Genomic DNA, 24,819 nt, shown 5'->3' with positions numbered 1-24,819 from the left:
TTGAAAAGCAGTCCCAGCAAACCCCATTAACGAGGTCGCCAAAACAATCAAACCATTGAATTGGCACTGGCTTATCAAACACCCTGTTGAGTTCTCAAAGAACAACCACACACCACACCAGCAACCAACACAGGCCACCAACACGGGGCAAGTCATTCGTCATGCCGGTCGGCTCCGCGATCATCGATCGCACCGCCCGACTGTCTCCGCGCTGACGCCCACCGTGTCCGGCGGGTAGCTGTCGGAGGAAGCTGGCAGACCGGCCGATCGTCGCCTCGGCGACTGACCCGCCCGGCTCCTGCCGGCTCGAAGTACTCTACACGGTCAGCTTCGCGAACTCAAGCCCGGGATCTCTCCCGGCGAGCGCACTGCCCGCACCCGTCTCGATCCGCCGAAGCGGCCCGGCCGGGGCCCGCGACCCCGGTCGTTTCCGTCCGGTGTTCCGCGTGCAGAGAGAAAGTTACGCGCCCGGTGAACGGCCCGCAAATCGAGAGCCATCGCTGTCAGGTCTCGGCGGCCCACCGATGCCCGCGCTGACCTGCGAAATCGTCGCGAAGAACCGGCCCGGGACGCACGCGTCGTGACGCCGGTCTCGTTCCCCGCCCGCCCGACGGGACGTCGTCCCGGTCGCGCCGGCCGGTCCGAGCCACTCAAAACGTGCGAGAGTGGCGACATGGCGGTTCCGGTGCTCCAGGCGTCCCCGTCCGACGAGGCCATCCTCGCGCTCCTGCTCCCGTTCTGGCAGGTGGTGATCGGAGCGGCCGTGGTGGTCGTCCTGCTGCTGTCGGTACGCCGGCTTGCTCGGCGTGGTCCGTCCCGGATGTCCACCGCGCTGCTCGTGACAGGCGGCGCCATCGTCGGGCTGGCCGTCGTCGGGATCCTGTTCCAGGGCCACTGAGAGACCCGGCGCCGCGGCACCCAGGCCCGCGGAGCCGACCAGGCCCGGGCACGTGCCTACAGCCGCCGGTTGGCCAGGCTGGGCAGTGCCTACAGCCGCCGATTGGCCAGGCTGGGCAGCTCGGTGCGGATCCGCTCGAGCCGGTCCAGGTCGAGGTCGGCCACCGTGACGCCGACGACGTCGGGCGCCTGCGCCAGCACGGTGCCCCACGGGTCGATGACCATGCTGCGCCCGAAGCAGGTCCGGCCCGGCTCGTGGTCACCGATCTGTCCGGCGGCGATCACGTAGCACTGGTTCTCGATCGCCCGGGCGCGCAGCAGCACCTCCCAGTGATCCCGACCGGTGTGCAGCATGAACGCGGCCGGCACCACCAGGACCCGGGCGCCGAGCTCGACGAGCCGCCGGTACAGCTCCGGGAAGCGGAGGTCGTAGCAGATGGACAACCCGACCGGAAGACCGTCGACCGGCACGACCGCCGGTTCGGCGCCGGGCGCCACCGTGCGGGATTCCAGGTACGAGACCCGGCCCGGGATCTCGACGTCGTACAGGTGGATCTTCCGGTAGCTACCGGCGAGCCGCCCGGTGCGGTCGAAGATCAGCGATGTGTTGTAGGTGCGGTCGGGGTCCGGCCCTCGCTCGTGGAACGAGCCGGCGTGCACCCACATGCCGTGCCGCGCCGCCGCCGCCGCGAAGAACGCGGCAAACTCGCCGTCCCTCTCCTCCGGCACGGGGGCGGTGTCCGCCGGTCCCAGGTGGTCGACGTATTCCGGGAGGATGGCCAGATCCGCTCCGGCGGCGGCCGCCCGGTCGAGCAGCTCGGCGGCCACCTCCAGGTTGGCCTTCCGGTCCTCCCGAGAATTCACCTGACACACCGCAACCCGCATACCGCAGACCCTACGGGCCGGTCCCCCCGCCAGCCACCCGCCCAAGCCCGCGGAGGCGGATCGGCGCGCGCCGCTCAGTGCCGGAAGCGCTCAGGATGACTCGGGATCAAGCCTGACCGCCCAGGGCGGGCTGGGCCAGCCGACCCCTGTCCCCCGGCATGGGTGCGGGCCGAGCCATACAGCGCGACGGTCAGGCCGACTTTTCCTCGCGGTCCCGCCGCCGGCGGCCGGCGAACTCCCGCGGCACGATCGTCGGGTTGACGTTTTCCAGGACGACCTCGCGGGTGATCAGCACCCGGGCAGCGTCGGGGTTGCTCGGCACCTCGTACATGACCGAGAGCAGGACCTCTTCGAGGATGGCCCGCAGGCCCCGGGCACCGGTGCCGCGCAGCATCGCCTGGTCGGCGATGGCCTCCAGCGCCGGCTGCTCGAACTCGAGCTCGACGCCGTCGAGCTCGAAGAGCCGCTGGTATTGCCGGACGAGGGCGTTGCGGGGCTCGGTGAGGATCTGCACGAGGGCCCGGCGGTCGAGGCTGCGGACGTTCGTGATCACCGGAAGCCGGCCGATGAACTCGGGGATCAGGCCGAACTTGAGCATGTCCTCCGGCATGACCTGACCGAAGATGTCATCGGTCGAGCGCTCGGAGACCGCCCGCAGGTGCGCGCCGAAGCCGAGGCCACCCTGCCCGGTGCGGGACTCGATGATCCGGTCCAGGCCGGCGAACGCGCCGCCGCAGATGAACAGCACGTTGGTGGTGTCGATCTGGATGAACTCCTGGTGCGGATGTTTCCGACCGCCCTGCGGCGGGACGTTGGCCACCGTGCCCTCGAGGATCTTGAGCAGCGCCTGTTGCACGCCCTCCCCGGAGACGTCCCGGGTGATCGACGGGTTCTCCGACTTCCGGGCGATCTTGTCGACCTCGTCGATGTAGATGATCCCGGTCTCGGCCCGCTTGATGTCGTAGTCCGCCGCCTGGATCAGCTTGAGGAGGATGTTCTCCACGTCCTCGCCGACGTACCCGGCCTCGGTGAGAGCCGTGGCGTCGGCGATCGCGAACGGCACGTTGAGCATCCGCGCGAGGGTCTGCGCCAGGTGGGTCTTGCCGCAGCCGGTGGGACCGATGAGCAGGATGTTGGACTTGGCCAACTCGACCTGGTCACCCGAACCCGAGCCGCCGGCCGTCTCGGCCTGGATCCGCTTGTAGTGGTTGTAGACCGCGACCGAGAGGGCCTTCTTGGCTTGGTCCTGACCCACGACGTACTGGTCGAGGAACTGGCAGATCTCGATCGGCTTGGGCAGCTCTTCCCACTTGACCTCGCCCGACTCGGCGAGCTCCTCCTCGATGATCTCGTTGCAGAGATCGATGCACTCGTCGCAGATGTAGACCCCGGGCCCCGCGATGAGCTTCTTCACCTGCTTCTGCGACTTCCCGCAGAAGGAGCACTTCAGTAGGTCGCCGCCGTCGCCGATCCGTGCCACCTACGTTCTCCCTGCCGTCGTCGACCCGGGGCGCCGCCCTGGCCGGGGTTGCACTGCGTCTCGCTGCGCTGCGTCTCGCTGCACTGCGTCGTCTCACTGCCCTGCGTCGTTCGATGCTGATCGCTGGGCCGGGCGTGCCGGCGAAGCGGTGCAGAACCGACGTTACCTCCTTGCGGAGGTTTCTCCGACCCCCAAAAGGGGCGTGTCCGGGGTCGGTCGGCAGCTTACCGCCGACCGACCCCCGCGGTCGTCAGCTGTTCGCGTTGGCCGCGAGCAGCCCCTTCTTGCGGCTGGACAGCACGGTGTCGATGATCCCGTACTCCCGGGCCTCGTCGGCGGTCATGATCTTGTCACGGTCGATGTCCTTGCGGACCTTCTCGACCGGCTGACCAGCGTGCCGACCGATCATCTCCTCCAGCTGGGTACGCATCCGGAGGATCTCCCGGGCCTGGATCTCGATGTCCGAGCCCTGCCCGTAGCCGCCCTCGGTGGCCGGCTGGTGGATGATGATCCGGGAGTTCGGCAGCGCCATCCGCTTGCCCGGCGTACCGGCGCCGAGCAGCACCGCCGCGGCGCTGGCGGCCTGGCCCAGGCAGACCGTCGCGATGTCGGGACGGACGTACTGCATGGTGTCGTAGATCGCCGTCATGGCCGTGAACGAGCCGCCGGGCGAGTTGATGTACATCGTGATGTCACGGTCCGGGTCCGTGCTCTCCAGGGTGAGCAGCTGGGCCATGATGTCGTTGGCCGACGCGTCGTCCACCTGGACGCCGAGGAAGATGATCCGGTCCTCGAACATCTTGTTGTACGGGTTGGACTCCTTGACCCCGTACGAGGTGCGCTCGACGAACGACGGAAGGATGTAGCGGTTCTGCACCGGCGAGAAGCTCGGCGGCTGGATCAGGTCACTCATCGTCAAGCTCCTCAGCTCAGGGTCCCGGCGCCGTCCGGAACCTGGGTGGCCCCGGTGATCACCTTGTCGATGAAGCCGTAGTCCAGGGCCTCCTGGGCGGTGAACCAGCGGTCCCGGTCGGAATCCGCCTCGATCTGCTCCTGGGACTGGCCGGTGTGGTGCGCCACCCGCTCCTGGAACATCCGCTTGGTATAGAGCATCTGCTCGGCCTGGATGGCGATGTCCGCCGCCGTGCCGCCGACGCCGCCCGAGGGCTGGTGCATCATGATCCGCGCGTGCGGGAGGGCGTACCGCTTGCCCCGGGTGCCGGCGCAGAGCAGCAGCTGACCCATGGAGGCGGCCATGCCCATCGCCACGGTGGACACGTCGTTGTCGATGAACTGCATCGTGTCGTAGATGGCCATGCCGGAGTAGACGGAGCCACCCGGCGAGTTGATCCACAGGTTGATGTCGCGGTCGGGATCCTCCGCGGCGAGCAGCAGCAGCTGCGCGCAGATCCGGTTGGCGACCTGATCGGTCACCTCGCTGCCCAGGAAGATGATCCGTTCCTTCAGCAGCCGGTTGTAAACCGAGTCGTCAAGGTTGCCAATGGCATCCCCGCCGCGGGCGTCGACCGCCCGCAGGGGCATCGCTGGGACGTGCATTTCGGTCATGGCAGCCCTTCGCTCTCCGTACCGTCTTACGCCCGACACTAACCGCTCACCGGGCCCGGAGCGTCCCGGTAGGCGACCTGTTCGCTATGAGCGCAGCCTCCCCGGCGTACCCGAAAAGGGGTTTCGGCCGCCGGACGCCCGGGCGCCCGGCGGCCGACCACCGCGGCGCTCAGTGCTCGTGCGCGTGCTCGTCCTCGCCGGCCTCGCGCAGCTCGTCGAGGTTGATCTCGTTGCCGGCCGTGTCGGTGATCTTGACCTTCTCCAGCACGGTGGCGAGCGCCTTGCCCCGGCGGACGTCGCCGAAGACCGCGGGCGCGGCGCCCGAGCGGACCAGCTGGTCGTAGTACTGCTGCGGGGCCATGCCGGCGCGCTGCGCGCGGTGCACGATCTCGTGCCCGAACTCGTCGTCGGAGACCTGCACGTCCTCGGCGTCGGCCAGGGTGTCCAGCAGGAGCTGGATCTTGACGCCCTCGGTGGCCGCCTCGGCCAGCTCGGCGTCGATCTGCTCCTCGGTCTTCTCCTCGGCGGAGAGGTATTCCTCCATGGAGGCGCCGATCCGCTCGAGCTGGTCGACCATCGCCTGCTTGCGGTGCTCGACCTCCTCCTTCACCACGCCCTCGGGCGCGGGCACCTCGGCGGCCGCCACGAGCTGCTCCAGCGCCTTGTCCCGGGCCGCGTAGATCTGCTCGACCTTCTTGCCCCGGGTGACCCGCTCGCGCAGGTCGTTCCGCAGCTCCTCGAGGCTGTCGAACTCGCTGGCCATGCCGGCGAACTCGTCGTCCAGCTCGGGCAGCTCCTTCTCCTTCACCGTGCGGACGGTCACCTCGACGTCGGCGTCCCGGCCGGCGAAGTCCCCACCCACGAGCTGGGTGGTGAAGGTCCGGGTGTCGCCCGCCGACATGCCCACCAGCACCTCGTCCAGGCCCGGCAGCAGCTGCTTGCTGCCGACCTCGTGCGAGATGTTGCTGGCCGAGCCGCCGGGGACCTCCTCGCCGTCGACCGTGGCCGCGAGGTCGAGCTGCACGTAGTCGCCCTCGGCGGCGGCGCGCTCGACGGTCTTGAGGGTGGCGAACCGCTCCCGCAGCCCGTTCACCTGCTCATCGACCTCGCTGTCGTCGATCTTGAGCTCGTCGACGGTGACCTCGATGGTCGACAGGTCCGGCAGGGTGATCTCGGGCCGGACGTCCACCTCGGCGGTGAACTTCAGCGGCTCGCGGTCGGCGAACTCGGTGATCTCCACCTCGGGACGGCCGAGGGTCTTCAGGTCGTGCTCACGGACGGCGGCCAGGATGTGCTCCGGGATCGCCTCCTGGACGGCCTCGTTCAGGACGGCGCCCCGGCCGACCCGCTGGTCGATCACGGCGGTCGGGACCTTGCCCTGGCGGAAGCCGGGCACGGTCACCTGCCGGCCGATCTCCCGGTACGCCTTCCTGAGGCTCGGCTCGAGCTCGGCGAACGGCACCTCGATGGCGAGCCGCACGCGGGTCGGGCTCAGAGTCTCGACGGTGCTCTTCACAGGCGTACTCCTTGAAACAGGTCTGAGATCATCTTGAAGGGGCGCTGTTCAGCCCCACGAGTGTAGTGCGGACCCGGATGCGGTCCGGCGGCGACCATCGCGGCGGCGGCGGCGGGCAGATGATCCACTGCCGTGCCGTTCGCCACAGCCGTCGCGGAGGACAGTCGGGGTGGCGGGATTTGAACCCACGGCCCCTCGCTCCCAAAGCGAGTGCGCTACCAAGCTGCGCCACACCCCGTAACCCTGGAGAGTGTATGCGGTCCGCGTGACGTCGGTCCGTCCCGCCTCCCCGGTGCGCCGCGTTTCATCCGCCACCCACGCCAACCCCAAGATCGGATCGGCCGTCGCGGGTCGGGCGCCGCCGCCGGCCGGCGGGCCGGTTGGGCCGCCGGCCGATGACCCGGTACGCTGATCCGCGCGCCATGGATCTCTCGGGCGTATGCGGGCGTAGCTCAATGGCAGAGCTTCAGTCTTCCAAACTGACGGTGCGGGTTCGATTCCCGTCGCCCGCTCCACCCATCAAGGCCCAGGCAGACCGCGTGATTGCGGCGCCCGCGCCGTTCCACCTCGTAATTCGATTGCTGATTTTTTCCGCCCGCCGGACCATGCGGCATGACCATCACGCCGCTCGATCCGGCCGACTCCGAGGCGATGAGCCGGTGGTACGACCTGATGGTCGCCGTCACCCGCCACGACCTGCCCGACCTTCCCGTGCCCGGTAGACGGGACCACGACGCCCGGTTCAGGCACCCGTGGCCCGCGTCGACCGAGGAGGCGCTGCTGGCCTGGGACGGCGATCGGGTGGTCGGCGCCACCTCGTACCTGTTGCCCCAGGCGGCGAACCTGAGCACGGCCCAGCTGGACCTGATGGTGCATCCGCAGCATCGGCGCCGCGGGATCGGCACCAGGTTGCTGGAGGAGGCTCAGGCGGGCGCCCGACGGCACCACCGAAACCTGATCGAGATCGAGACGGTTCGGGCGTTGCCCGGTGGCATCGCCCGGGACGAGTCCGGCTACCGCTACCTGACCAATCGCGCTCACCGACCCGGCGTGACCAGCATCAGATCCCGCTGCCGGGTCGCCGACGACGCGGGCGGCGACGCGGCGGCGCTCGCCGAGGCGTGGACCCACGCGGACGGGTACTCGCTGGTGCAGTGGCGGGACGCCGTACCCGACGAGATCGTCAGGGACGTCGCCGCGCTGCAGAGCCGGCTCATGATCGACGCACCCACCGGTGACCTGGCGGTCGAGCAGGAGGTGTACGACACTGCTCGGATACGCGCCCAGGAGGCGACCGAGCTGGGTCGCGGCCACCGGGCCTACTCGACGGCGGCCCGGCACGACGCGACAGGCCGGGTGGTCGCCCGCACCAAGCTGGCGTTCGAGGCGGACGACGACTCTCACGCACGGCAGCGAACCACCATCGTCGAGCCTGCCCACCGAGGTCGACGTCTCGGTCTGATCGTGAAGTCGGCCAACCACGCGTACGCGCGGGCCCACGAGCCGGCGCTACGAGCCATCGACGCATGGAACGCCGAGGAGAACACGCACATGCGGGCGGTCAACGCGGTGCTCGGCTTCCAGCCGGTGGACATGTGGTCGGTCTTCCAGTTGCCGGTGCCGGCCTGACCGCCCACGACCGGAGCGGGCAGCGGATGCCCTCAAGCCAGCGCTGTCCCTTGTCGCCATTGACCACGCCAACGAGCCGGGTCTGGCGCCCGAGCACGCGCGGCCGAGCCACGCGCTTCTGACACCCTGCGGTGGCGGATCCGGCCTCCCTCGGCGGAGGGAGCGCGCTGGCCTCGACTGGGGATCCCCGAACGTCCGCCGGCCATGACCCTGGCCATATGCCAACCGCGAACCGCACCTCCACACCCCCACCGCGTTGGGCGGTGCTGGCCGCGTACGCCGTGCCGCTCTGCGTGCTGCCGTCGGCCATCTGGCGGGTCACCCTGCTCACCGGCGGCACGGTCGGGATGACGGCCGAGGGCACGTACCTGATCGTGCTGTCCGCCGGGTCGGTGGGGCTGGCGCTGCTCACCCTCGGCCTGGTGCACGACTGGGGCGAGCGGATCCCGCGCTGGGTGCCCGGCCTCGGCGGCCGGGCCGTTCCGGTCCGGGCGGCCGCGATCCCCGCGTTCGTCGGCGCCGGGGTGATCATCGCGATCTGCCTGTACGCGCTGCTGAACATGACGTTCCACTTCGTCCACCGGGGACCGGTGCTGGTCGGGCCGCGGGAGAGCGACCTACCGCGCCCGGAGCCCGGCCGGGGGGTGCTGGCCTGCTACGTTCCGCTGCTGGCCTGGGGGCCGCTGCTGCTCGCCGTCGCGCTCAGTTACGTACGCCGTCGTCGTGCCGTCGTCCGGCGGACGACCGGCGCCGGTACTCGCCCGGCGGTACGCCGTACCGTGCGCTGAAGGCTCGGCTGAAGACGGCCGGGTCGGGAAATCCCCAGCGCGCGCCCACGGCGGCGGCCGGGAGCCCGGGCTCGGCCAGGTCCGCCCGGCAGCGTTCCAACCTGCGGGTACGGATCAGGGCCGCCACGGTCTGCTCCTCGGCCTGGAAGAGCTGGTGCAGGTGGCGCACCGAGATGTGGTGCGCGGCCGCCACGGTGGTCGGGGACAGCGCCGGGTCGGCGAGGCTGCGGTCGATGAACACCCGAATCTGCTGCAGCAGGGCGGACCGGCGCGTCTCGGGCGGCACCAGGCCCTCGGTGCGGGCGAGGTCGGCGAGGAACGCCGCCGACACGTCGGCCAGCGCGGAACCGAGCCGGGGCGCCTCGTCCCCGGCCAGGTTTTCCGCCTCGGCGGCGAGCTGTTCGAGCAGCCGGCCGAGCACGGCGCCCAGCCCGGCGCCGGACGGCCAGCGCCGGGCCAGCAGCGGCCGGAGCTTCCCGGGCGGCACCGGGATCTCCCGCTTGGGCAGGTGGAGCTGTACGGCGCCGGCCGGCCAGTCGGCGCCGACCCAGGCGTCGTACGGGTGCGAGCTGTCGTAGAGCACGATGTCGCCGGCGCCCACGAGGGCGCGGTTCCGGTGCTGCTCCACGCCCAGGCTGCCGCCCGTGATGAGGGCGATCTGCAGCAGCTCCGGATCGGCCTGCCGGATCGTCGACCAGGTGCGCTTCGACTGCAGGGTGGGCAACCCCAGGGTGGAGAGCATGACCTGACCCATCGGGAGGAATCCGGCCCGGGCCCGGAAGTCGGCCGCCAGCGGGCTGGTGATCAGCGTCGGGCCGAACGCGCCGCCAACCAGGTCGGACCACCAGCCGAACCGGTCCGCGGCCGGGAGATCCTGGCTGCGCAGCTCGATCACCCAGGGCAGCCTAGCGGAGGCCGCCGGGTTCGGGGTGCGCGGATCGTCAAACTCCGCGCGCTCCACGTCAATGTGCTCGGCCGCCGTGTCCGGCATGCTCTGTGCCGAGCCGCCGGGTCCGGGGGACACATCGGGGGTGCGGCTCCGGGGGTGTCGATGCGTGCCGGCCCCTGCCCGGACAAGGGGCCGGCGCTCCGATCAGCACTGTCCGGGCTGTCAATAGCTCGTGCTACTCAACGGACCATTCCCCATTACTCGATTTGGCGCCGAGCGGTACGGGGTCAACCACTCCGGGCGAGTGATCCCACTCCACTGTGTTCTGCCCAGCGGCGTTCGTAGCATCTTGCCCGGAACCGGGACAACCTCCGCCCTGGTCCTTTTGACGGGACTCCGGGCGGGTTGGTCGCACCGGTCGGATCGATCCGGAATGCGCGAGCGCCCCCGCCGTGCCGGATGTGCCAGCATCGGGGCACTTCGCGGCACCGCTCCTCCGGTGACCCCCTCCGCCAGTTCCGGCTCGGAGTGGCCCTGCCGTCACCGAACCTGGGGAGAACTCTGTGGCAAACCTGGACGTGGCCCTCAAGGGCGCGATGAGCATCGACGGCGCCATCGGCGTGGCGCTGGTCGACTACAACAGCGGAATGACGTTGGGCGTCGCCGGCGGCACCAGCGACTTCGACCTCACGGTCGCGGCGGCGGGCAACACCGACGTGGTACGCGCCAAGATGCGCACCATCGAGATGCTCAACCTGGCCGACGAGATCGAGGACATCCTCATCACGCTGACCAACCAGTACCACCTGATCCGCCCGCTCACCGGCCGCAACGGCAAGGGCCTCTTCCTCTACCTGGCGCTGAGCAAGACCCGGTCCAATCTCGCGCTGGCCCGCCACCAACTGCGCGGCATCGAGGAGACCCTGGATCTGTGACCGGGACCGACAACGGCCGGGGCGGCCTGCCGCGACGCACCGCCCAGCGACCGCCGGCCGGTCCCCGGCCGAGCTATCCACCGTCGCTCGCCGGTGACCCCTCGCTGCCGTACCGGGCCATCGAGGGTGAACTCACGGACCTGCGCATCCAGATCCCCGGCGTGCGGGGCTGCCTCCTCGGCGGCGTGGACGGCCTGCTGATCTCGCACAACCTGCTCACCACCGTGGACGCGGACGACCTGGCGGCGCTCGCCGCCAGCAGCTACGGCCTGGGCCGGCAGGTCGCGTTCCGGCTGGACCAGGGGCCCTTCCTGCAGTCCACCGTGCGCAACGGCGCCGGCTACCTGAGCGTGTACGCGGTCGGCGACCGTGCCCTGCTCGCGGTGGTGGGCACGGACACGGTCAACGTGGCACGGCTGCACCTGCACGCTCCCCCGGTCGCCGACCGCCTAGCCGCCCTGCTGTCCGGCTCCGGCTGACCGCCCCCGGGTCGCGCCGGGTGCGCCCAGCGTTAAAAAGGGCCCCCTGCTATACAAAAAGCGATAACAAGGGGCCCTTCCTTTCACTCGTTACGGGCCACCTCGGGGCCGGTTGTGCGGTTCAGCAGGGGCATGCTGGCGGCGATGACGGCGAGCGCGACCAGCAGGCCGGCGGCCACCAAGCCGTAGTAGCCGGGCCCCGGCGGGCGCAGGCCGTAGTCCATCTGGGCGCGCAGGAACAGCGACGCGGTCAGCAGGCCGGCCCCGATGGCCACCGCCGCCACCAGCAGCAGCGGTACGGCGGTCTCCAGCGCCACCACCCGGCGCAGCGCCCGCAGCGGCACCCCGGTGAGCCGGAGCAGGCTGAACGGGCGTCTCCGCTCGGCCAGCCCGCTCGCGATGGTCACCGCGAGGCCGGCCGCGGCCACCACCATGCTGGCCACGATGATCACCTCGGCCAGCCGCTGCCACGCCACGAACGCCTTGTTGACGTCGGACTCGAAGTCGCCGCGCATGTTCGGCGGGAAGCGGTTGTCTGGGTATGCCTGCTCCAGCACCGTGCGGGCGCGTTCCACCGTGGACTTCGATCCGTCGGTGTTCAGCAGGATCCAGTACACCGGCAACCGCGCGAACTCCGCCTCTGTGATCGGGGCGGCCGGCCACTGCGCGGGCGGCGGCTCGCCGCGCCAGCCGGTGAAGTCCGGCCACACCCGCACGACGGTGGCGCCCGGCGGGCAGCCACCCCGACCGGGGACCCGCAGCACGTCCCGGCAGCTGGCCAGCGTTTCCGGCTCCCCGTTCCGGTGGTCCGGGTTCTGCCGGAGCACGGTCAGGTCCCGCACGCCGGGCATGGTGGCCAGGCCGCTCACCGCGGCCGGCACCTGCGTACCCGGCGGCTCTGCGAACCACATCTGCATGGTGGTGTCGCCCCCTTTCGATCCGCCGTCGCGCGGGCCGCGTTCCCAGACGATCGTGCTGATCACCCCGGTGGCCACGGTGGCGACGAAGAGCGCCAGGGCCAGCCCGCTGACCGCGCGGAAGGCCGCCCGCGGATCGTCGGCCAGCCGGCGGGCCGCCACCAGGGTGGCCAGCCGGCGGGACCGGGCGGCCAGCAACCGCGCGCCGACCATGGTGACCCACGGTCCGGATGCGACCAGGCCGGTCATCACCAGCAGGATCCCCGGCAGGAAGGTCAGCAGCTGGGCCGTGCTGGTCTCCGGCCGCCGGAACAGCAGGTACGCCAGCAGCGCGAGCCCGAGCAGCAGCGGGAGCAGCCGGTACGCCGACGGCGGGCGCGGGGTGACCCGCCGGCTCACGCCCAGCGGGGAGATCCGGACCCGGCGCAACGCGAGCCGGGCCGCCAGCGCGGCCGCGAGCGGCACCCCGAGCGCCACGGCGACGGCGTCGATCCAGGTCAGCGCCAAGTCGTCGGGATAGAACCGGTTGCCGGTGAACGGGATGCCGGCGAGGACGCCGTGCAGCGACGCGTACACCCCGAAGCCGAGCGCGGTGCCGGCGGCCGCCGCGAGCCCGGCCTCCATGGTGGCGATCAGGGAGATCTGCCGCGGGGTGGCGCCGACCAGCCGCATGGCCGCGTACCGCTGCTCGCGGCGGGCCGCCGACAGCCGGGTCGCGGTGCCCGTGAAGATCAGCAGCGGGAACAGCAGCCCGGCCGCGACCGTGCCGAGAACCAGCTTGAGCGCGTCGGCGCGGACCGGTGGGACGTCGGTGTTGATCCGGCTGATCTGGATGGCGCGGTCCAGCGCCGCCATCTCCGCCGGGCGGCGGCCGACCACCACCATGAGGGTGTCCGGGTCGGGCACCGCGGCCCGGCCTATCGTGCCGACCAGCCGACCCGGATAGCGATCGGCGAGCTGGTCTGCCGGCAGGGCGCCGAGCAGGTCGGCCAGCGCCGGCGAGGCGAAGTACTCGCCCGGGCCGGGCACCCGGGGCAGGCCGGGCGGCACCGGGGAGGCGGGCCCGGTGGCGGCCAGGTCGACCCGGGTGATCAGGGTGTGCCGGACGTAGTCGTCCCGCTCCGCGGCCCACAGCGGATCGACGCCGGGCACCGGGGTCCCGGCGTCGGCGGCGGGGGCCAGCCAGGCGTACCGGGGATTCTGCGCGTTGACGGCGTTGACTCCGGCCACAACGGCGAGCAGCATCCCGACCCCGGCCGCCACGGCCAGGGCGATGATGACCAGCCGGACCAGCACCTCCCGGCCGCCGGTCACGGCCAGCCGGAGCCCGAAGCGGATCATGAGCCCACCCGCGCCGGCTCGTCGGCGGTGACCCGGCCGTCGCGGACCAGCACCGTCCGGTCTGCGTACGCGGCCACCCGGGCCTCGTGGGTGACCAGCACGACGGTCGTGCCCTGCTCGCGGGCGCCGTCCACCAGCAGGTTCATCACCTGCTCGCCGGTGAGCGTGTCCAGCGCGCCGGTGGGCTCGTCGGCGAACAGCACCGTGGGGCGGGCCACCAGCCCGCGGGCCAGCGCCACCCGCTGCGCCTGGCCGCCGGACAGCTCGCCGGAGCGTCGCCGCTCCAGCCCGGCCAGGCCGAGCCGGTCGAACCACGAGCGGGCCCGGTCCAGCGCGTCGGCCCGGCGCAGGCCGCCGAGCAGCAACGGCAGCGCCACGTTCTCCTCGGCGGTCAGCTCGGGGACGAGCTGGCCGAACTGGAACACGAAGCCGAACCGGTCGCGCCGCAGCGTGCTGCGGGCCGTCTCGTCCAGGGTGTCGACCCGGTGCCCGCCGACGTGGATCTCGCCGGCGTCCGGCACGAGGATGCCACCCAGGCAGTGCAGCAGGGTCGACTTGCCGGACCCGCTGGGGCCCATCACCGCGACAACCTCGCCGGGGGTCACCGCGAGGTTCGCGCCGCGCAGCGCGGGGGTCGCGCCGAACGCGAGGCGCACATCCCGGGCCTCGATCGCGTACGTCGTCATCGCCGCACCGCCCTGCGTCATCGCCGCACCGCCTTGGCCAGGGCGTCCAGCCGGGCGGAGGTGGTGTCGATCCACCGCAGGTCGGCCTCCAGGTGGAACAGGCCGTGGTCGGCCAGCAGCGCGTCGACGAGGTTTCCGCTGCGCTTGATCTCGGTGAGCTCGCGCATCCGGCGCAGGTGCGCCTGCCGCTGGCTGTCCAGGTACTCCTCGGCCGGCCGGTCGAGCATCAGCGCCAGGGTGACCTTGGTGAACAGCACCGTCTGCAGGTGCGGCTCCGCCTCGACCGGCTCGCTGAGCCAGGTGTCCAGCTCGGTGGCGCCGCGCTCGGTGATGACGTACCGCTTGCGGTCCGGGCCCTCGCCCGGCGCCACCTCGCTCACCACCACCTTGCCGTCCCGGGCGAGCCGGCCCAGCGTGGAGTAGACCTGGCCGAACGGCAGCGGACGGCCGCGCCCGAAGTATTCGTCGTAGTCGCGCTTGAGGTCGTAGCCGTGGCTCGGTTCCCGTTCCAGCAGGCCGAGCAGGGTCAGTGGCACACTCATGAGGAGACTATAACTCGGGTATATACGCCGCGTACATACACCGGGGATGTTCCTCTTCCGTGCCGAGCTGGCCACCGAGGGTGTCGGCGACGGGCGGACCGGGAGAACAATCGACGAACATGGACGACTTCCTCGACCGGCTGCTGGCGCTGTGGACGGTGCCGCTCGACGACCGGGCCGACCCGGTGGCCGAGTTCCGCGCGGTCTACACCGATCCGGTGACCGTGAACGGCACCCCGATGAGCTGCGCGGACCTGGTGGAACGGGCCCGCGCCATGCAACGGACGTACGCCGACCGGCGTACCGAGGTCGTACACCGGCTGGCCGCCGACGATCGGCTCGCGGTGGCGTTCCGGATCCGGGCCCGGCACGTCGGGCCGCTGGCCACACCGCTCGGCACGGTGCCGCCGACCGGCCGCGAGGTATCCATCCGGGTCACCGACGTGCTCACCCTGACCGACGGGCGGATCAGCGACATCTGGATGATCGCCGACGATCTCGCGCTGCTGCACGACCTGTCGGCGGTACGCCTCACTGGCGAGCAGGGCGTTCCGTGACGGCCGCGCCCGGCCGTTCCTGCGCGGGGCCGAACTCGACGGTCCGGGCGGCCACCCGGTGCACCAGCGCGTTGGCCTCGCCCTCCGGCAGGCCGGTGGCCTGGAGCAGGTCGCTCGCCACCGTCCGGATCTGGGCCACCGCCGCGGTGCCGGAGAGCCCCAACCCCGTCTCGCAAGCCACCGCCGCCTCGGCCACCGCCAGCAGGGTCACCCGCCGACACTCCTCCGGCCGGCGACCCTCGAAGAAATCCCGGCGCAGGTGCCGAACCGCCTCCGCCTGCCGTTCGATGGCCAGGTTCAGGGTGGGCGGCGCGGGCTCGCGGTCCTCGATCAGCGTGACCAACCGGCGCAGCAGTCCCATGCTGTTCAGGGCGGCCCGGTTGAGCCGGTCCACCCCGTCGGCGTAGGCGGCCAGCAACTGCCGCCGGTGCCACCGGCTGGGTGCCAGCGAGACCACCTCGCGGGCGCCACTCAACGCCTCCCGCAGCCGGGCGAAGTCCTCGGCGATCCCGCGAAGGGCCTCCAACGCGCGCCGGGCGGCGGCCGCGTCCCGCTCGGCCAGAGCGCGGGACGCCGCCCGCAATTGTTCGGACAACACGTCGGCGGCCGGGCGGACCGAGCGCTCGACCGCGCGGACCGGGTTGAGCGGCAGCAGCAGCACCACCACGGCCATCCCGATGGCGCCGCCCAGAGTGGCGTCGACGAACCGCGGCACCTCCAGGTTTTCCACCACCGGCGACAGCGTGGCGATCAGCACGGCCGTACCGCCGGCCTGGGCCACCAGCGTCCCGCGGCCGCCGAGCACCAGGGCGGCCGCCACCGCGAGACAGACGATGAGCGCCGTCTGCCAGGCGCCCGCGCCAAGCCAGCCGACCAGGAAATCGCCGATGGCCACCCCGAGCGCCACCCCGATGATCAGCTCGACCGAACGGCGCAGGCGCTGCCCCACCGAGGAGACGATGGTGCCCACCGCGGCGGCCGGGGCGAACACCGGCCGCGTGTTGCCGAGCAGGTCGTGTGCCACCAGCCAGGACAGCCCGGCCGCCACACCGGCCTGCACCGCGATGATCCCATTCAGCCGGAGCTGCCGCAGCCGGTCACGGCGGGTCGAGGCGGTGCGCCGGCGCAGGTCGGAGAGCACCGTCTCGACCCGGCGGCGGTACGACTCGGCCGCTCGGCCGTCCGGACCGGCGTGCCCGCTCGCGCCCTCGTCCAGGTCGGCGGACCCGGCCGCCCCCTCGTCCGGGCCGGCGTCCGGCTCGCGTCCCTGCCCCGCCACCCGCTGCGGATACCCACCCGGGCCCGTCTTATGGGTACCTCCGACCAGCGACTCAGCGCATACCGATCCGCAGGCTCAGCCCGTTGCCCGACAGAGCTGATCGTCGCAAACCGTTCCATTGCCATGCGTTGATACGCTGAAGCACGTGGGGGGACGTGATTGCGAACGCCCGCCGAACGCGGTCCCGGTAACCGCGCGGTACGGACCGGCCGGGCGGTCAGGCAGATGACCGACCTCAGCCTGCCCACCTGGGAGTATGACGCCTTCATCAGCTACACCCGCTTCGACGAGCGGGTGTCCGGCCTCGTCGGCGCGTCGATAGGGCAGATCGAGGACGAGTTCCGGGCCATCACTGGAAGACCCGTCCGGCTGTTCTTCGACGTGGTCGACGTGCCGGTCTCGGCGCACTGGCAGGAGCGGATTCACCGGGCGCTACGTGGCAGCGCCACACTCATCGTCTTCCAGACGCCGTCCTATCTGACCTCTGAATGGTGCGGCCGGGAGTTTGACGCGTTCTGCGCGCTCGAGCAGGGACGCCGGCGCGAGCATCGGCTTGAGCCGGACGAGTCGTTGGTCTTCCCGGTGATTCTGACCCCGGCCGACAATCTGCTCGACAGCGAGGTTGACGCGAAACGGCGGCTGGCGGAGCTGGCGAGTCGGCAGGCCATCGACCTGTCCGGTGCGACCGCCGGGGGCGACGCGTTCCGGACCGCGGTCCGGCGGCTGGTCAGCGACCTCGTGGCGGTCCTCCGGCGGCTCAGCCGTCCCGATGAGCCATTCGACCAGGGCAGTCAACCGAGCGGTCCACGACAAGAGGTGCTGACCCCGGTAGTCGCGACCAGCTTCGGGATGGACGAAACGAAACTGATCTCCGACCTGGTCGCGGCGCAACGGGTGACGATCGTCGGCCTCGCCACCGCCCGGCTCCCGCACTGCTTGGAGCGGGCGCTCACGATACGCCAGTCGACCCGAGGCGCCAGCGCGGCGTTCTGGGAGCACATCGATTTCGTCTTCCTGGCGGAGGAGGTGCTGCTATACGTTAACGACGACCTTACGGGCGAATCGCCCTCGGGCGCGCACGCGCTGAAGGAGCGGGTCCGGCTGGCTGGACAGACCAAGCGAGAGCTCACGTCACTGCTCCTGCGCACCGGCAAGCCCGGACGCTGGACGCTGTACTCATACCGCTACATGCTGCCCTTCGCGGGAGTCCTGTACGAATTTCCGGACGGGCGGCGGACCGTACAACTGACCCTTCCGCGCGTCGGCGGTAACGCGGAGGAGTACCTATGCGTCGAGCTTCTCAGCCGGGTCGATCACGCCTTCGAGAGCGCCTTCCGGGACGTCGTGGCCAACAGCCGGGAGGAGCACGAGGTGGTGCTGGTGGGCGCGCCACGGGCGTCCGACGGAACGTTTGTGTGCCGATCGGTCCGGTTCCGGCGCAGCGTGCTGACACCGGGCCGCAACCTGTCGGACTGGCTGCCCGCGATCATCGGGGTGACCTGGCGGAACAGCGAGTCGGGTCCGGAGCCGCTACTCCAGGTCAACACGCCGACCAGCTCCACCCGGGAGCTGGGCCGGGTGTCCCATGTCAGCGGCTACATCAACCAGCGCGACCTGCCGCCGCACGGCCCATCGAGTGGCGTGGGACCGACCGCCGACTACGAACTGCCCCTCGATGCCGCTCTGGCAGCACTGCGCCGCGAACTGCGCGAGGACTTCGGCCTGACCACTCTGCCCAGCTTGGCGGAGCTGAGCGCGACGCTGCCGTTCTACTACCCCGACAAGGAAAACCTCTACTTCTGGATGTTCGCCCAGGAGCTGCCGGAGTCACATGCCTTCGCCGAAAGCAGTCGGATGTTCGGCTGGACGGTCGAGGAACTGGTGGAGATCCGCAGGTGCCAGGTCTTCGCCAACGCGCTGTTGGTCCTCGACACGGCCATGCGGCCGGCGCAGCAGGCTCGGGCGGCGGCATTACTGCGGCTCAACCTCCTCGCGCACGGCGAGTTCGAGGCAGCCTCCTTGGCGGTACCGCCCATCGACTCCATCAGCCATTCGAGGCTGGCGGCTCTGGCGAGAACGCGGCTCGCCGAGGCCGGCGCCTACCGGTACGCCGCGGGCGTCGAACTGCTGGTCACTGGGCTTGCCGGTCTGCAGTACCGGGTGTTCTTCAGCCATCTGCTGCCGCTCTATGCGCGTCTTGGCGTTCCGGGCAGTGCCGAGCTATCGGCCGAAATCCATCAGGATGAGCGTCGGTCGGATGCCGTTGCGGAGCTGGATCGCGCGTACCGGGACGGCCGCCTGATGACGTCGCTACCGATCGAGGTGTAGCGAACATGGAAATACGGGACTTCTTCGACAGCGCCTACTCGACCCCCGAACGGTACTGGTGGCGCCAGCCGAACATCTATTCGCTCTCCCCCGAGGACCACGCCGGCTCCCTGATGACGCAGTTCATTCTGCGCCACGCCCGGCACCATGGCCCCGGGCGCGCCCTGGACGTCGGCAGTGGTGAAGGGGCCGATGCCATCCGACTGGCCCGCCTGGGCTGGGAGGTCGACGCAGTTGAACTGTCCGGTAACGGAGTGCGGAAAATCCAGAAGTTCGCCCGCGAGGCGGAAGTCCAGCTTCGAATTGAACGCGGCGACCTCCTGACGCACCCGTTCCGGCACGGACGTTATGACATGGTCATCTGCAATGGCGTCCTGCACTACATTCAGGACAAGGAGACTGCCTGCCGACGGCTACAGGAACTCACCAGGCCGGGCGGGATCAACGCGATCTCCCTGTGGAGCGACTACACTCCGGTCCCGGACTGCCACCGAGTGGTGCCGACGTTCCCGGACCGGGAGCGTGGGACCGTCTACCAGGCATACGCCACGTGGTCAAAACCCCTGCTCTATTTCGAACGGATGCGCGTGGAGCAGGGCCACCATGACATGCCGGGACACCTGCACAGCTTCATCAAGATGATCGCCCAAAACGTCTACCGACCGCCCGAACCGAGGAAGTCATCATGAACCAGCCGGAATGCTGGCGAGACGTCGTCAACGAGGCGGACGAGGTGCTCGGGCAGGCGCACAAGAACGAGTTCGTGAACGGCGAACTCATCTGTCGGGTCGCATTCATCATGCTGGCCAACAGTCGCGGGGAGTTGCTGCTGCATCAGCGGGCCGCTACCAAGAAGGCGTACCCCCTTTACTGGTCGGGCGCCGCGGCCGGCCACCTGCACGCCGGTGAGACGTACGAGGCGTGCGCCCACCGTGAGATGCGCGAGGAGATCGGGGCCGAGGCCGGCCTTGAGTTCCTGGGCCGGTTCTACTCCCAGCCCGACCTGGAAATGGTCGGCGTCTTCCTCGGGTTCTACGACGGCGAATTCACGATCGAACCCAGAGAGGTGGAGCGGATCGAGTACTTCACGCCGGAACGGCTGGAGCGCGATCGGAAGAGCATGAAGATAACCAGTTTCGTGGAGCGCTCCTTGCCGTTGGTCCTACCTCGGCTGCGGGCCGTGGCAGGGCCAAGCCGGGGGGGCGCCGTCGAACCCGCGCCGAGCGGACCCGACGGCACCCCGGATGACTCAGGCGGGTGACTCGGACCGGTCCCCGGCCCACTGCGTGTGGAAGGCGCCGTCGCGGTCCACCCGGCGGTAGGTGTGCGCGCCGAAGTTGTCCCGCAGCCCCTGGATGAGCGCGGCCGGCAGCCGGTCCCGGCGCAGCCCGTCGAAGTACGCCAGCGACGAGGCGAAGGCCGGCGCCGGGATGCCGTACCGGGCCGCGTCGCCCACCACCCGGCGCCAGCTCGGCACCCCGTCGGTGATGCCCTTGGCGAAGTACGGCGCCACCATCAGGCTCGGCAGGTCGGGCCGCTCGTCGTACGCCTCGCGGATCCGGTCGAGGAAACGGGCCCGGATGATGCAGCCGCCCCGCCAGATGGTGGCCAGACCGCCGCGGTCGACGTTCCAGTCGTACTCGTCGCTGCCGGCCTGGATCTGGTCGAAGCCCTGCGCGTACGCGACGATCTTCGACGCGTACAGCGCCCGCCGGACGTCCTCGATGAAGGTCTCCCGGTCGTCGGTCGCCCACGGCGCGGCGCCGGCGTCCACGTCGGCGAAGGCCCGGGCCGCGGCCGCGCGCTGGTCGGCGTGCCCGGACAGCGACCGTGCGAAGGTGGCCTCGGCGATCCCGGTGATCGGGACGCCGAGGTCGAGGGCGCTCTGCACGGTCCAGCGGCCGGTGCCCTTCTGCTCGGCCTGGTCGAGCACGATGTCCACGAAGGGTCGCTTGGTCGCGGCGTCGGTGTGCCCGAGCACGTCCGCGGTGATCTCGATGAGGAACGACTCCAGATCTCCGGAGTTCCACCCGGTGAAGATCTCCGCGATCTCCGCCGGCTCCGCGCCCAGCCCGGTCCGCAACATGTCGTACGCCTCGGCGATGAGCTGCATGTCGGCGTACTCGATGCCGTTGTGCACCATCTTCACGAAGTGCCCGGCGCCGTCCGGCCCGATGTGCCGGCAGCACGGCGTGCCGTCCACCTGCGCGGCGATCTTCTCGAAGATCGGCCCGAGCTTCTGGTAGGACTCGGCGGAACCGCCGGGCATGATGCTGGGCCCGAGCAGTGCGCCCTCCTCGCCGCCGGAGACGCCGGTGCCGACGAAGTGCAGCCCGTGCCCGCGCAGCGCCTCCTCCCGCCGCCGGGTGTCGTCGTAGTGCGCGTTTCCGCAGTCCACCACGATGTCGCCGTCCTCCAGCAGCGGCACCAGCTCGTCGATGACCGCGTCGGTCGGCGCGCCGGCCTTGACCATCACGATGACCGCCCGGGGCCGCTCCAGCGAGGCGACGAAGTCCGAGAGCGACTCGCTCGGCACGAACGTGCCCTCGTCGCCGTGCTCGGCCACCAGGCTGTGGGTCCGCTCCGCCGACCGGTTGTGCACGGCCACCGTGAACCCGTTCCGGGCCAGGTTGCGCGCCAGGTTGCGGCCCATCACGGCCAGTCCGGTGACGCCGATCTGCGCCGTGCCGCGGGCGGTGTCTGCCTGTTCGCTCATTCGCTTTCGCCTGCCTGTCGTCGCTGGTCGTCGGCTGCCGCCCGGAGACGGCCGGCCGGAATGTCTCCTACCCACCCTAGGTACGCGCGAACGCCACCTCCAGATCAGCATGGGCCATCCGGCATGGTGGGAAGGAGGTCGGAAGGCCCTGCCGGCGACGCGGCCGCTGCCGAACGCTTGGAGTGCGACGGAGATCTCCGCCGCAGCGCCCGAGGAGGTAGCCATGACCGTCCTGCCCATCGTCGTGGGATACGACGGATCCGCTGGCAGCGAGGCGGCGCTCGACTGGGCGATCGACGAGTCCGCCCGGACCGGCGCGCCCGTGTGGCTGGTGTACGCCCTGGAGCTGCCCACGGTTCCCGGGCCGGTGGCGGCCCGACCGACGTACTGGCCCGACCCGTCCGCCCGACCGGCCGCCGAGCGGATGCTCGCCGGAGCGGCCGCCCGGATCGGCGAGGTCCTCCCGGAGACCGTCGTGCGGAGCACGGTGTACGACGGACCGCCCAGCGTGGTGCTCCGGGACTGCTCACACGAGGCCGCCATGTTGGTGGTGGGCCATCGTGGCACCGGCGGCGTGCCCGAGTTGCTCGTCGGGTCCACCGCGGTGACCGTGTCGGCGCACACGCACTGCCCCGTCGTGATCATCCGGGCCGGTGAACCCCGGCCGGACCACCCGCGGCAGGTGCTCGTCGGCGTCGACGGCTCCCCCTGCTCGACGCTGGCGCTCGGCTTCGCCTTCGAGCAGGCCGCGGCCCGCGGCCTCGGCCTGCGCGTGGTGCGCACCTGGGTACCGCCGGCCAGCACGTGGCAGCTGCCGGCGTTCGACCTCACGGCGGTGGCCGCCGACGAGAAGCGGGCCGTGCAGGAGCAGCTGGCGGGCTGGCGGGAGAAGTACCCGGCGGTGCCCGTCGAGGTGGCCGTGCTGACCGAGAGCCCCGGACCGGCGCTCGCGGCCGCGAGCCGGACCGCCGCGCTCGCCGTGGTCGGCTCGCGGGGCCACGGCGGCTTCGTCGGGCTGCTGCTCGGCTCGGTCAGCCAGCACCTCGTGCACCACGGGCACTGCCCGGTGGCCATCGTCCGCGAGCGCCCCTCCCCCACCCCCGCCTGACCCAGCTCCCCCCGCTCCCCCCTCGCTCCCCCTACTTCCTTGACGATCTTGCACTTTGGGCCCATGAATCGCGGATCATGTGTGCTTTGCCCGGGCCAAAAGTGCAAGATCGTCGACGGTAGGGGTGAGGCGGGGGTCAGTCGGGGGGTGGGAGGTCGATGGCGAAGGCCGCGGGCAGGTCCCGCCGGCCGGTGTCGGTCAGCCGCAGGGCGCGGTGCCCCGCCGCCCGCCGGACCAGCCAGCCACGGTCCAGGCACAGTTGGCGGAGCGCGGCGCCGAGCGCGCCGGCGAGGTGCGGGCGGCGTTCGGTGAAGTCCAGGCAGCTCCGGGCGAACGCCCGGCGGGCCGCGCGGGCCGCGACCACATCGACGCCGACGGCCACCAGCCGGCGCTGGCCGGCGTCGGTGAGCAGGTAACCGTCCCCGCCCACCGCCAGCGAACCGTCGGCGACCAGGCCGTCGTGCAACGCCGTGCCGAGCCGGCCGGCGAGGTGGTCGTAGCAGGAACGGACGTACCGGAGCGCCGTGTCGGCGCGGGCCCGGCGCAACGAGCTGACCGGCCGGGCGGGGCTGATCAACGCGAGCGCCTCGAGGGCGTGCGCCACCTCCGGGGCGGCGAGCCGGTGATAGCGGTGCCGCCCGGTGCGGTGGACCTCGACCAGGCCGCCGGCCACCAACCGGCTCAGATGTTCGCTGGCCGTCGCCGCGCTCACCCCGGCCGCCCGGGCCAGCTCCCCCGCCGACAGCGCCACCCCGGACAACAGTGCCTCCAGCATCGCCGCCCGGGCCGGCTCGGCGATCAGCCGGGCCGCCCGGGCAACGTCGACCTCCACGCCCATGCCGCCAACCTACGGCCGGAACGCTTCGGGGCGTACCGAAGGAGGCCGTCGGGGCGATTGACCGGCCGGATCGGGTATAACGAGCGAATGCGTACGTACCGCTGGGATCATCGACCCGTCGGCGCCGCCCGCCGGGCCGGGCTGCTCGCGCTGGCCGGCGGGCTGTTGCATGCGCTGCCGGCGGCCACCGTGCTGCCCACGGTGCGGCTGCGCTGGTTTCCCGCGCTGTCCGGCGTCGGCGCGCCGGACCATGTGGCGCTGACCTTCGACGACGGTCCCGATCCGGCCTCCACCCCGCTGTTCCTGGAGGTGCTGGCGGCTCACCGGGTGCGGGCCACCTTCTTCCTGCTCGGCGGCATGGTGCCGCGCGCGCCGACGCTGGCCCGCGAGCTGGTGGCGGCCGGGCACGAGGTGGGGGTGCACGGCTGGTCGCATCGCAACCTGCTGCTCCGCGACCCCGCGGCGACGTACCGGGAGCTGGCCCGGGCCGTGGCGGTCATCACCGCGGCCACCGGCGTGCGGCCGCGATACCACCGACCGCCGTACGGGGTGCTGACCGGCCCGGGCTGGCTGGCCGCGCGGCGGCTCGGCCTCACCTCGGTGCTCTGGACCTGCTGGGGCCGGGACTGGACGGCCGAGGCCGACCCCCGGACGGTGCTGGCGACCGTACGCGCCGGCCTGGCCGGCGGCGGGACCGTGCTGCTGCACGACTCGGACTGCGCGTCCGCGCCGGGGGCCTGGCGGGCCGCCCTGGGGGCGCTGCCGGAGCTGCTGGCCGGCTGCGCCGAGCGCGGTTGGCGGGTCGGGCCGCTGGCCGAGCACGGGCTCACCGGGCCTCAGGGGCCGAGCAGCCAGTGCCAGGCCGACATCACCCAGTCGGTCTGCCGCAGGTAGGCGATGCCGACGCCGGCCAGGAAGAGCCCGGTGACCAGGTGTGCCCCCCGGGCCGTGCGGCGCGGCCGGTGCAGCTGCCGCTCCCAGACGATCCGGCCGAGCACCCGGGCCAGCGCGAAGAGGCCGACCGCGACGAACAGCGTCAGCACGAAGGCCGCGACCGGGCTGGTCAGGTCGCCGCGGGAGGAAATCGCCCAGACACCCCAGCAGACGAAGGCGAACAGGCCGCCGGCGGTGCTCCACTCGCCGCCGCGGCGCAGCTGGGCCAGGTGGTACCCGAGGGGCTGGCGGGTCTGCTGCGCATCCTCGCCGGGCCAGCCCGTGCCGGTCGGCTCCTGCGAGACCGTCGGGAAGCTCTCGGTCCGCGGTGTGCGCCGAGCGCCCACCGGGGCCACCCCCCGGCGGAACTCGTGCTGTTCCGCCTGGTCCGGCGGCATCTCCACGGTCCGCTCGGCCCACGGCTGGAACTGATCCGACATTGTTCCTCCCCATCGGGAGCGGCCCGACCCCCGTCGCCCGTCCCGCTTTCGAGGGTAACGACCCGGCAAA

At 71.4% G+C, this 24,819-nt stretch carries 24 protein-coding genes and 2 tRNA genes; 12 read left to right on the top strand and 14 right to left on the bottom strand.

Annotation, left to right across the window (positions count from 1 at the left end):
* The first annotated feature begins 673 nt into the window (after positions 1-673).
* Positions 674-898, top strand: a complete 225-nt coding sequence (locus ACFFHU_RS16445) for a hypothetical protein (protein WP_377339738.1) — start codon at positions 674-676, stop codon at positions 896-898.
* A gap of 89 nt (positions 899-987) precedes the next feature.
* Here the strand turns inward: ACFFHU_RS16445 and ACFFHU_RS16440 are convergent, their stop codons facing one another.
* The 6 genes from ACFFHU_RS16440 to ACFFHU_RS16415 all read right to left on the bottom strand — a co-directional run bounded on the left by ACFFHU_RS16440 (position 988) and on the right by ACFFHU_RS16415 (position 6,582).
* The gene (locus ACFFHU_RS16440; protein WP_377339737.1) at positions 988-1,782 is read right to left on the bottom strand and encodes a carbon-nitrogen hydrolase family protein; all 795 of its coding nucleotides are present in this window, start codon (positions 1,780-1,782) and stop codon (positions 988-990) included.
* A 190-nt stretch (positions 1,783-1,972) separates the two neighbouring features.
* Positions 1,973-3,262 (bottom strand): ATP-dependent Clp protease ATP-binding subunit ClpX, encoded by a 1,290-nt coding sequence (clpX, locus tag ACFFHU_RS16435; RefSeq protein ID WP_377339736.1) that lies wholly within the window; start codon positions 3,260-3,262, stop codon positions 1,973-1,975.
* A gap of 250 nt (positions 3,263-3,512) precedes the next feature.
* Positions 3,513-4,175, bottom strand: a complete 663-nt coding sequence (locus tag ACFFHU_RS16430; RefSeq protein ID WP_377339735.1) for an ATP-dependent Clp protease proteolytic subunit — start codon at positions 4,173-4,175, stop codon at positions 3,513-3,515.
* 11 nt (positions 4,176-4,186) lie between these two features.
* Positions 4,187-4,828 carry an ATP-dependent Clp protease proteolytic subunit gene (locus ACFFHU_RS16425; RefSeq protein ID WP_377339734.1) on the bottom strand — a complete coding sequence of 214 codons (642 nt, stop codon included), beginning with the start codon at positions 4,826-4,828 and terminating at the stop codon, positions 4,187-4,189.
* A 169-nt stretch (positions 4,829-4,997) separates the two neighbouring features.
* On the bottom strand, positions 4,998-6,344 hold the full coding sequence (gene tig / locus ACFFHU_RS16420; protein WP_377339733.1) for a trigger factor: 1,347 nt from the start codon (positions 6,342-6,344) through the stop codon (positions 4,998-5,000).
* A 164-nt stretch (positions 6,345-6,508) separates the two neighbouring features.
* A tRNA-Pro gene (locus ACFFHU_RS16415) sits at positions 6,509-6,582 on the bottom strand.
* A 203-nt stretch (positions 6,583-6,785) separates the two neighbouring features.
* On the opposite strand from ACFFHU_RS16415, the gene ACFFHU_RS16410 reads away from it, so the two are divergent.
* From ACFFHU_RS16410 to ACFFHU_RS16400, 3 genes are all read left to right on the top strand, one after another.
* Positions 6,786-6,859, top strand: a tRNA-Gly gene (locus tag ACFFHU_RS16410).
* A gap of 97 nt (positions 6,860-6,956) precedes the next feature.
* Positions 6,957-7,973 (top strand): GNAT family N-acetyltransferase, encoded by a 1,017-nt coding sequence (locus tag ACFFHU_RS16405; protein ID WP_377339732.1) that lies wholly within the window; start codon positions 6,957-6,959, stop codon positions 7,971-7,973.
* Between the two features lie 218 nt (positions 7,974-8,191).
* On the top strand, positions 8,192-8,761 hold the full coding sequence (locus ACFFHU_RS16400; RefSeq protein WP_377339731.1) for a hypothetical protein: 570 nt from the start codon (positions 8,192-8,194) through the stop codon (positions 8,759-8,761).
* Here ACFFHU_RS16400 and ACFFHU_RS16395 read toward each other — a convergent pair.
* The gene (locus ACFFHU_RS16395) at positions 8,676-9,752 is read right to left on the bottom strand and encodes an AraC-like ligand-binding domain-containing protein (protein WP_377339729.1); all 1,077 of its coding nucleotides are present in this window, start codon (positions 9,750-9,752) and stop codon (positions 8,676-8,678) included. The two genes, ACFFHU_RS16400 and ACFFHU_RS16395, sit on opposite strands and share 86 nt — an antisense overlap.
* A 461-nt stretch (positions 9,753-10,213) precedes the next feature.
* On the opposite strand from ACFFHU_RS16395, the gene ACFFHU_RS16390 reads away from it, so the two are divergent.
* Positions 10,214-10,585, top strand: coding sequence for a hypothetical protein (locus ACFFHU_RS16390; protein ID WP_377339728.1), 372 nt, complete (start codon positions 10,214-10,216; stop codon positions 10,583-10,585).
* Positions 10,582-11,064, top strand: a complete 483-nt coding sequence (locus ACFFHU_RS16385) for a roadblock/LC7 domain-containing protein (RefSeq protein WP_377339727.1) — start codon at positions 10,582-10,584, stop codon at positions 11,062-11,064. The genes ACFFHU_RS16390 and ACFFHU_RS16385 overlap by 4 nt, the downstream gene beginning before the upstream one ends.
* Positions 11,065-11,147: 83 nt before the next feature.
* On the opposite strand, the gene ACFFHU_RS16380 is transcribed toward ACFFHU_RS16385, so the two are convergent.
* The 3 genes from ACFFHU_RS16380 to ACFFHU_RS16370 are packed head-to-tail and all read right to left on the bottom strand — an operon-like array spanning position 11,148 to position 14,550.
* Complete coding sequence (locus tag ACFFHU_RS16380) at positions 11,148-13,322, bottom strand: ABC transporter permease (RefSeq protein ID WP_377339726.1); 2,175 nt, start codon at positions 13,320-13,322, stop codon at positions 11,148-11,150.
* Complete coding sequence (locus ACFFHU_RS16375) at positions 13,319-14,029, bottom strand: ABC transporter ATP-binding protein (RefSeq protein ID WP_377339724.1); 711 nt, start codon at positions 14,027-14,029, stop codon at positions 13,319-13,321. The genes ACFFHU_RS16380 and ACFFHU_RS16375 overlap by 4 nt, the downstream gene beginning before the upstream one ends.
* The gene (locus ACFFHU_RS16370) at positions 14,026-14,550 is read right to left on the bottom strand and encodes a PadR family transcriptional regulator (protein WP_377339721.1); all 525 of its coding nucleotides are present in this window, start codon (positions 14,548-14,550) and stop codon (positions 14,026-14,028) included. Before ACFFHU_RS16370 ends, ACFFHU_RS16375 begins: the two co-directional genes overlap by 4 nt.
* A 119-nt stretch (positions 14,551-14,669) precedes the next feature.
* Between ACFFHU_RS16370 and ACFFHU_RS16365 the strand changes: the two genes are divergently transcribed.
* Positions 14,670-15,107 (top strand): ester cyclase, encoded by a 438-nt coding sequence (locus ACFFHU_RS16365; RefSeq protein ID WP_377339719.1) that lies wholly within the window; start codon positions 14,670-14,672, stop codon positions 15,105-15,107.
* On the opposite strand, the gene ACFFHU_RS16360 is transcribed toward ACFFHU_RS16365, so the two are convergent.
* A complete protein-coding gene (locus ACFFHU_RS16360; protein ID WP_377339718.1) occupies positions 15,082-16,386 on the bottom strand; it encodes an FUSC family protein in 1,305 nt (434 codons plus the stop codon). The two genes, ACFFHU_RS16365 and ACFFHU_RS16360, sit on opposite strands and share 26 nt — an antisense overlap.
* Before the next feature lie 225 nt (positions 16,387-16,611).
* On the opposite strand from ACFFHU_RS16360, the gene ACFFHU_RS16355 reads away from it, so the two are divergent.
* The 3 genes from ACFFHU_RS16355 to ACFFHU_RS16345 are packed head-to-tail and all read left to right on the top strand — an operon-like array spanning position 16,612 to position 19,975.
* The gene (locus tag ACFFHU_RS16355; RefSeq protein ID WP_377339715.1) at positions 16,612-18,714 is read left to right on the top strand and encodes a toll/interleukin-1 receptor domain-containing protein; all 2,103 of its coding nucleotides are present in this window, start codon (positions 16,612-16,614) and stop codon (positions 18,712-18,714) included.
* Positions 18,715-18,719: 5 nt separating this feature from the next.
* Positions 18,720-19,403, top strand: a complete 684-nt coding sequence (locus ACFFHU_RS16350) for a class I SAM-dependent methyltransferase (RefSeq protein ID WP_377339714.1) — start codon at positions 18,720-18,722, stop codon at positions 19,401-19,403.
* Entirely contained in the window at positions 19,400-19,975 is a 576-nt protein-coding gene (locus ACFFHU_RS16345) for an NUDIX hydrolase (RefSeq protein ID WP_377339713.1), read from the top strand. Before ACFFHU_RS16350 ends, ACFFHU_RS16345 begins: the two co-directional genes overlap by 4 nt.
* Here the strand turns inward: ACFFHU_RS16345 and gnd are convergent.
* Complete coding sequence (gene gnd, locus ACFFHU_RS16340; RefSeq protein ID WP_377339711.1) at positions 19,964-21,430, bottom strand: NADP-dependent phosphogluconate dehydrogenase; 1,467 nt, start codon at positions 21,428-21,430, stop codon at positions 19,964-19,966. The two genes, ACFFHU_RS16345 and gnd, sit on opposite strands and share 12 nt — an antisense overlap.
* 223 nt (positions 21,431-21,653) lie before the next feature.
* Here gnd and ACFFHU_RS16335 point away from each other — a divergent pair, with 223 nt between their 5' ends.
* The gene (locus ACFFHU_RS16335; RefSeq protein ID WP_377339709.1) at positions 21,654-22,538 is read left to right on the top strand and encodes a universal stress protein; all 885 of its coding nucleotides are present in this window, start codon (positions 21,654-21,656) and stop codon (positions 22,536-22,538) included.
* A 136-nt stretch (positions 22,539-22,674) separates the two neighbouring features.
* On the opposite strand, the gene ACFFHU_RS16330 is transcribed toward ACFFHU_RS16335, so the two are convergent.
* Complete coding sequence (locus ACFFHU_RS16330; protein ID WP_377339707.1) at positions 22,675-23,376, bottom strand: ArsR/SmtB family transcription factor; 702 nt, start codon at positions 23,374-23,376, stop codon at positions 22,675-22,677.
* A gap of 87 nt (positions 23,377-23,463) precedes the next feature.
* Between ACFFHU_RS16330 and ACFFHU_RS16325 the strand changes: the two genes are divergently transcribed.
* A complete protein-coding gene (locus ACFFHU_RS16325) occupies positions 23,464-24,270 on the top strand; it encodes a polysaccharide deacetylase family protein (RefSeq protein ID WP_377339706.1) in 807 nt (268 codons plus the stop codon).
* Here the strand turns inward: ACFFHU_RS16325 and ACFFHU_RS16320 are convergent.
* Positions 24,213-24,749: a hypothetical protein gene (locus ACFFHU_RS16320; RefSeq protein WP_377339705.1), complete on the bottom strand. Its 537-nt coding sequence runs from the start codon at positions 24,747-24,749 to the stop codon at positions 24,213-24,215. The two genes, ACFFHU_RS16325 and ACFFHU_RS16320, sit on opposite strands and share 58 nt — an antisense overlap.
* Positions 24,750-24,819 lie beyond the last annotated feature (70 nt).

It is taken from the genome of Plantactinospora siamensis, assembly GCF_042434095.1.
GTDB lineage: Bacteria > Actinomycetota > Actinomycetes > Mycobacteriales > Micromonosporaceae > KBS50.
This window is presented reverse-complemented; position numbering and strand designations above follow the sequence as displayed.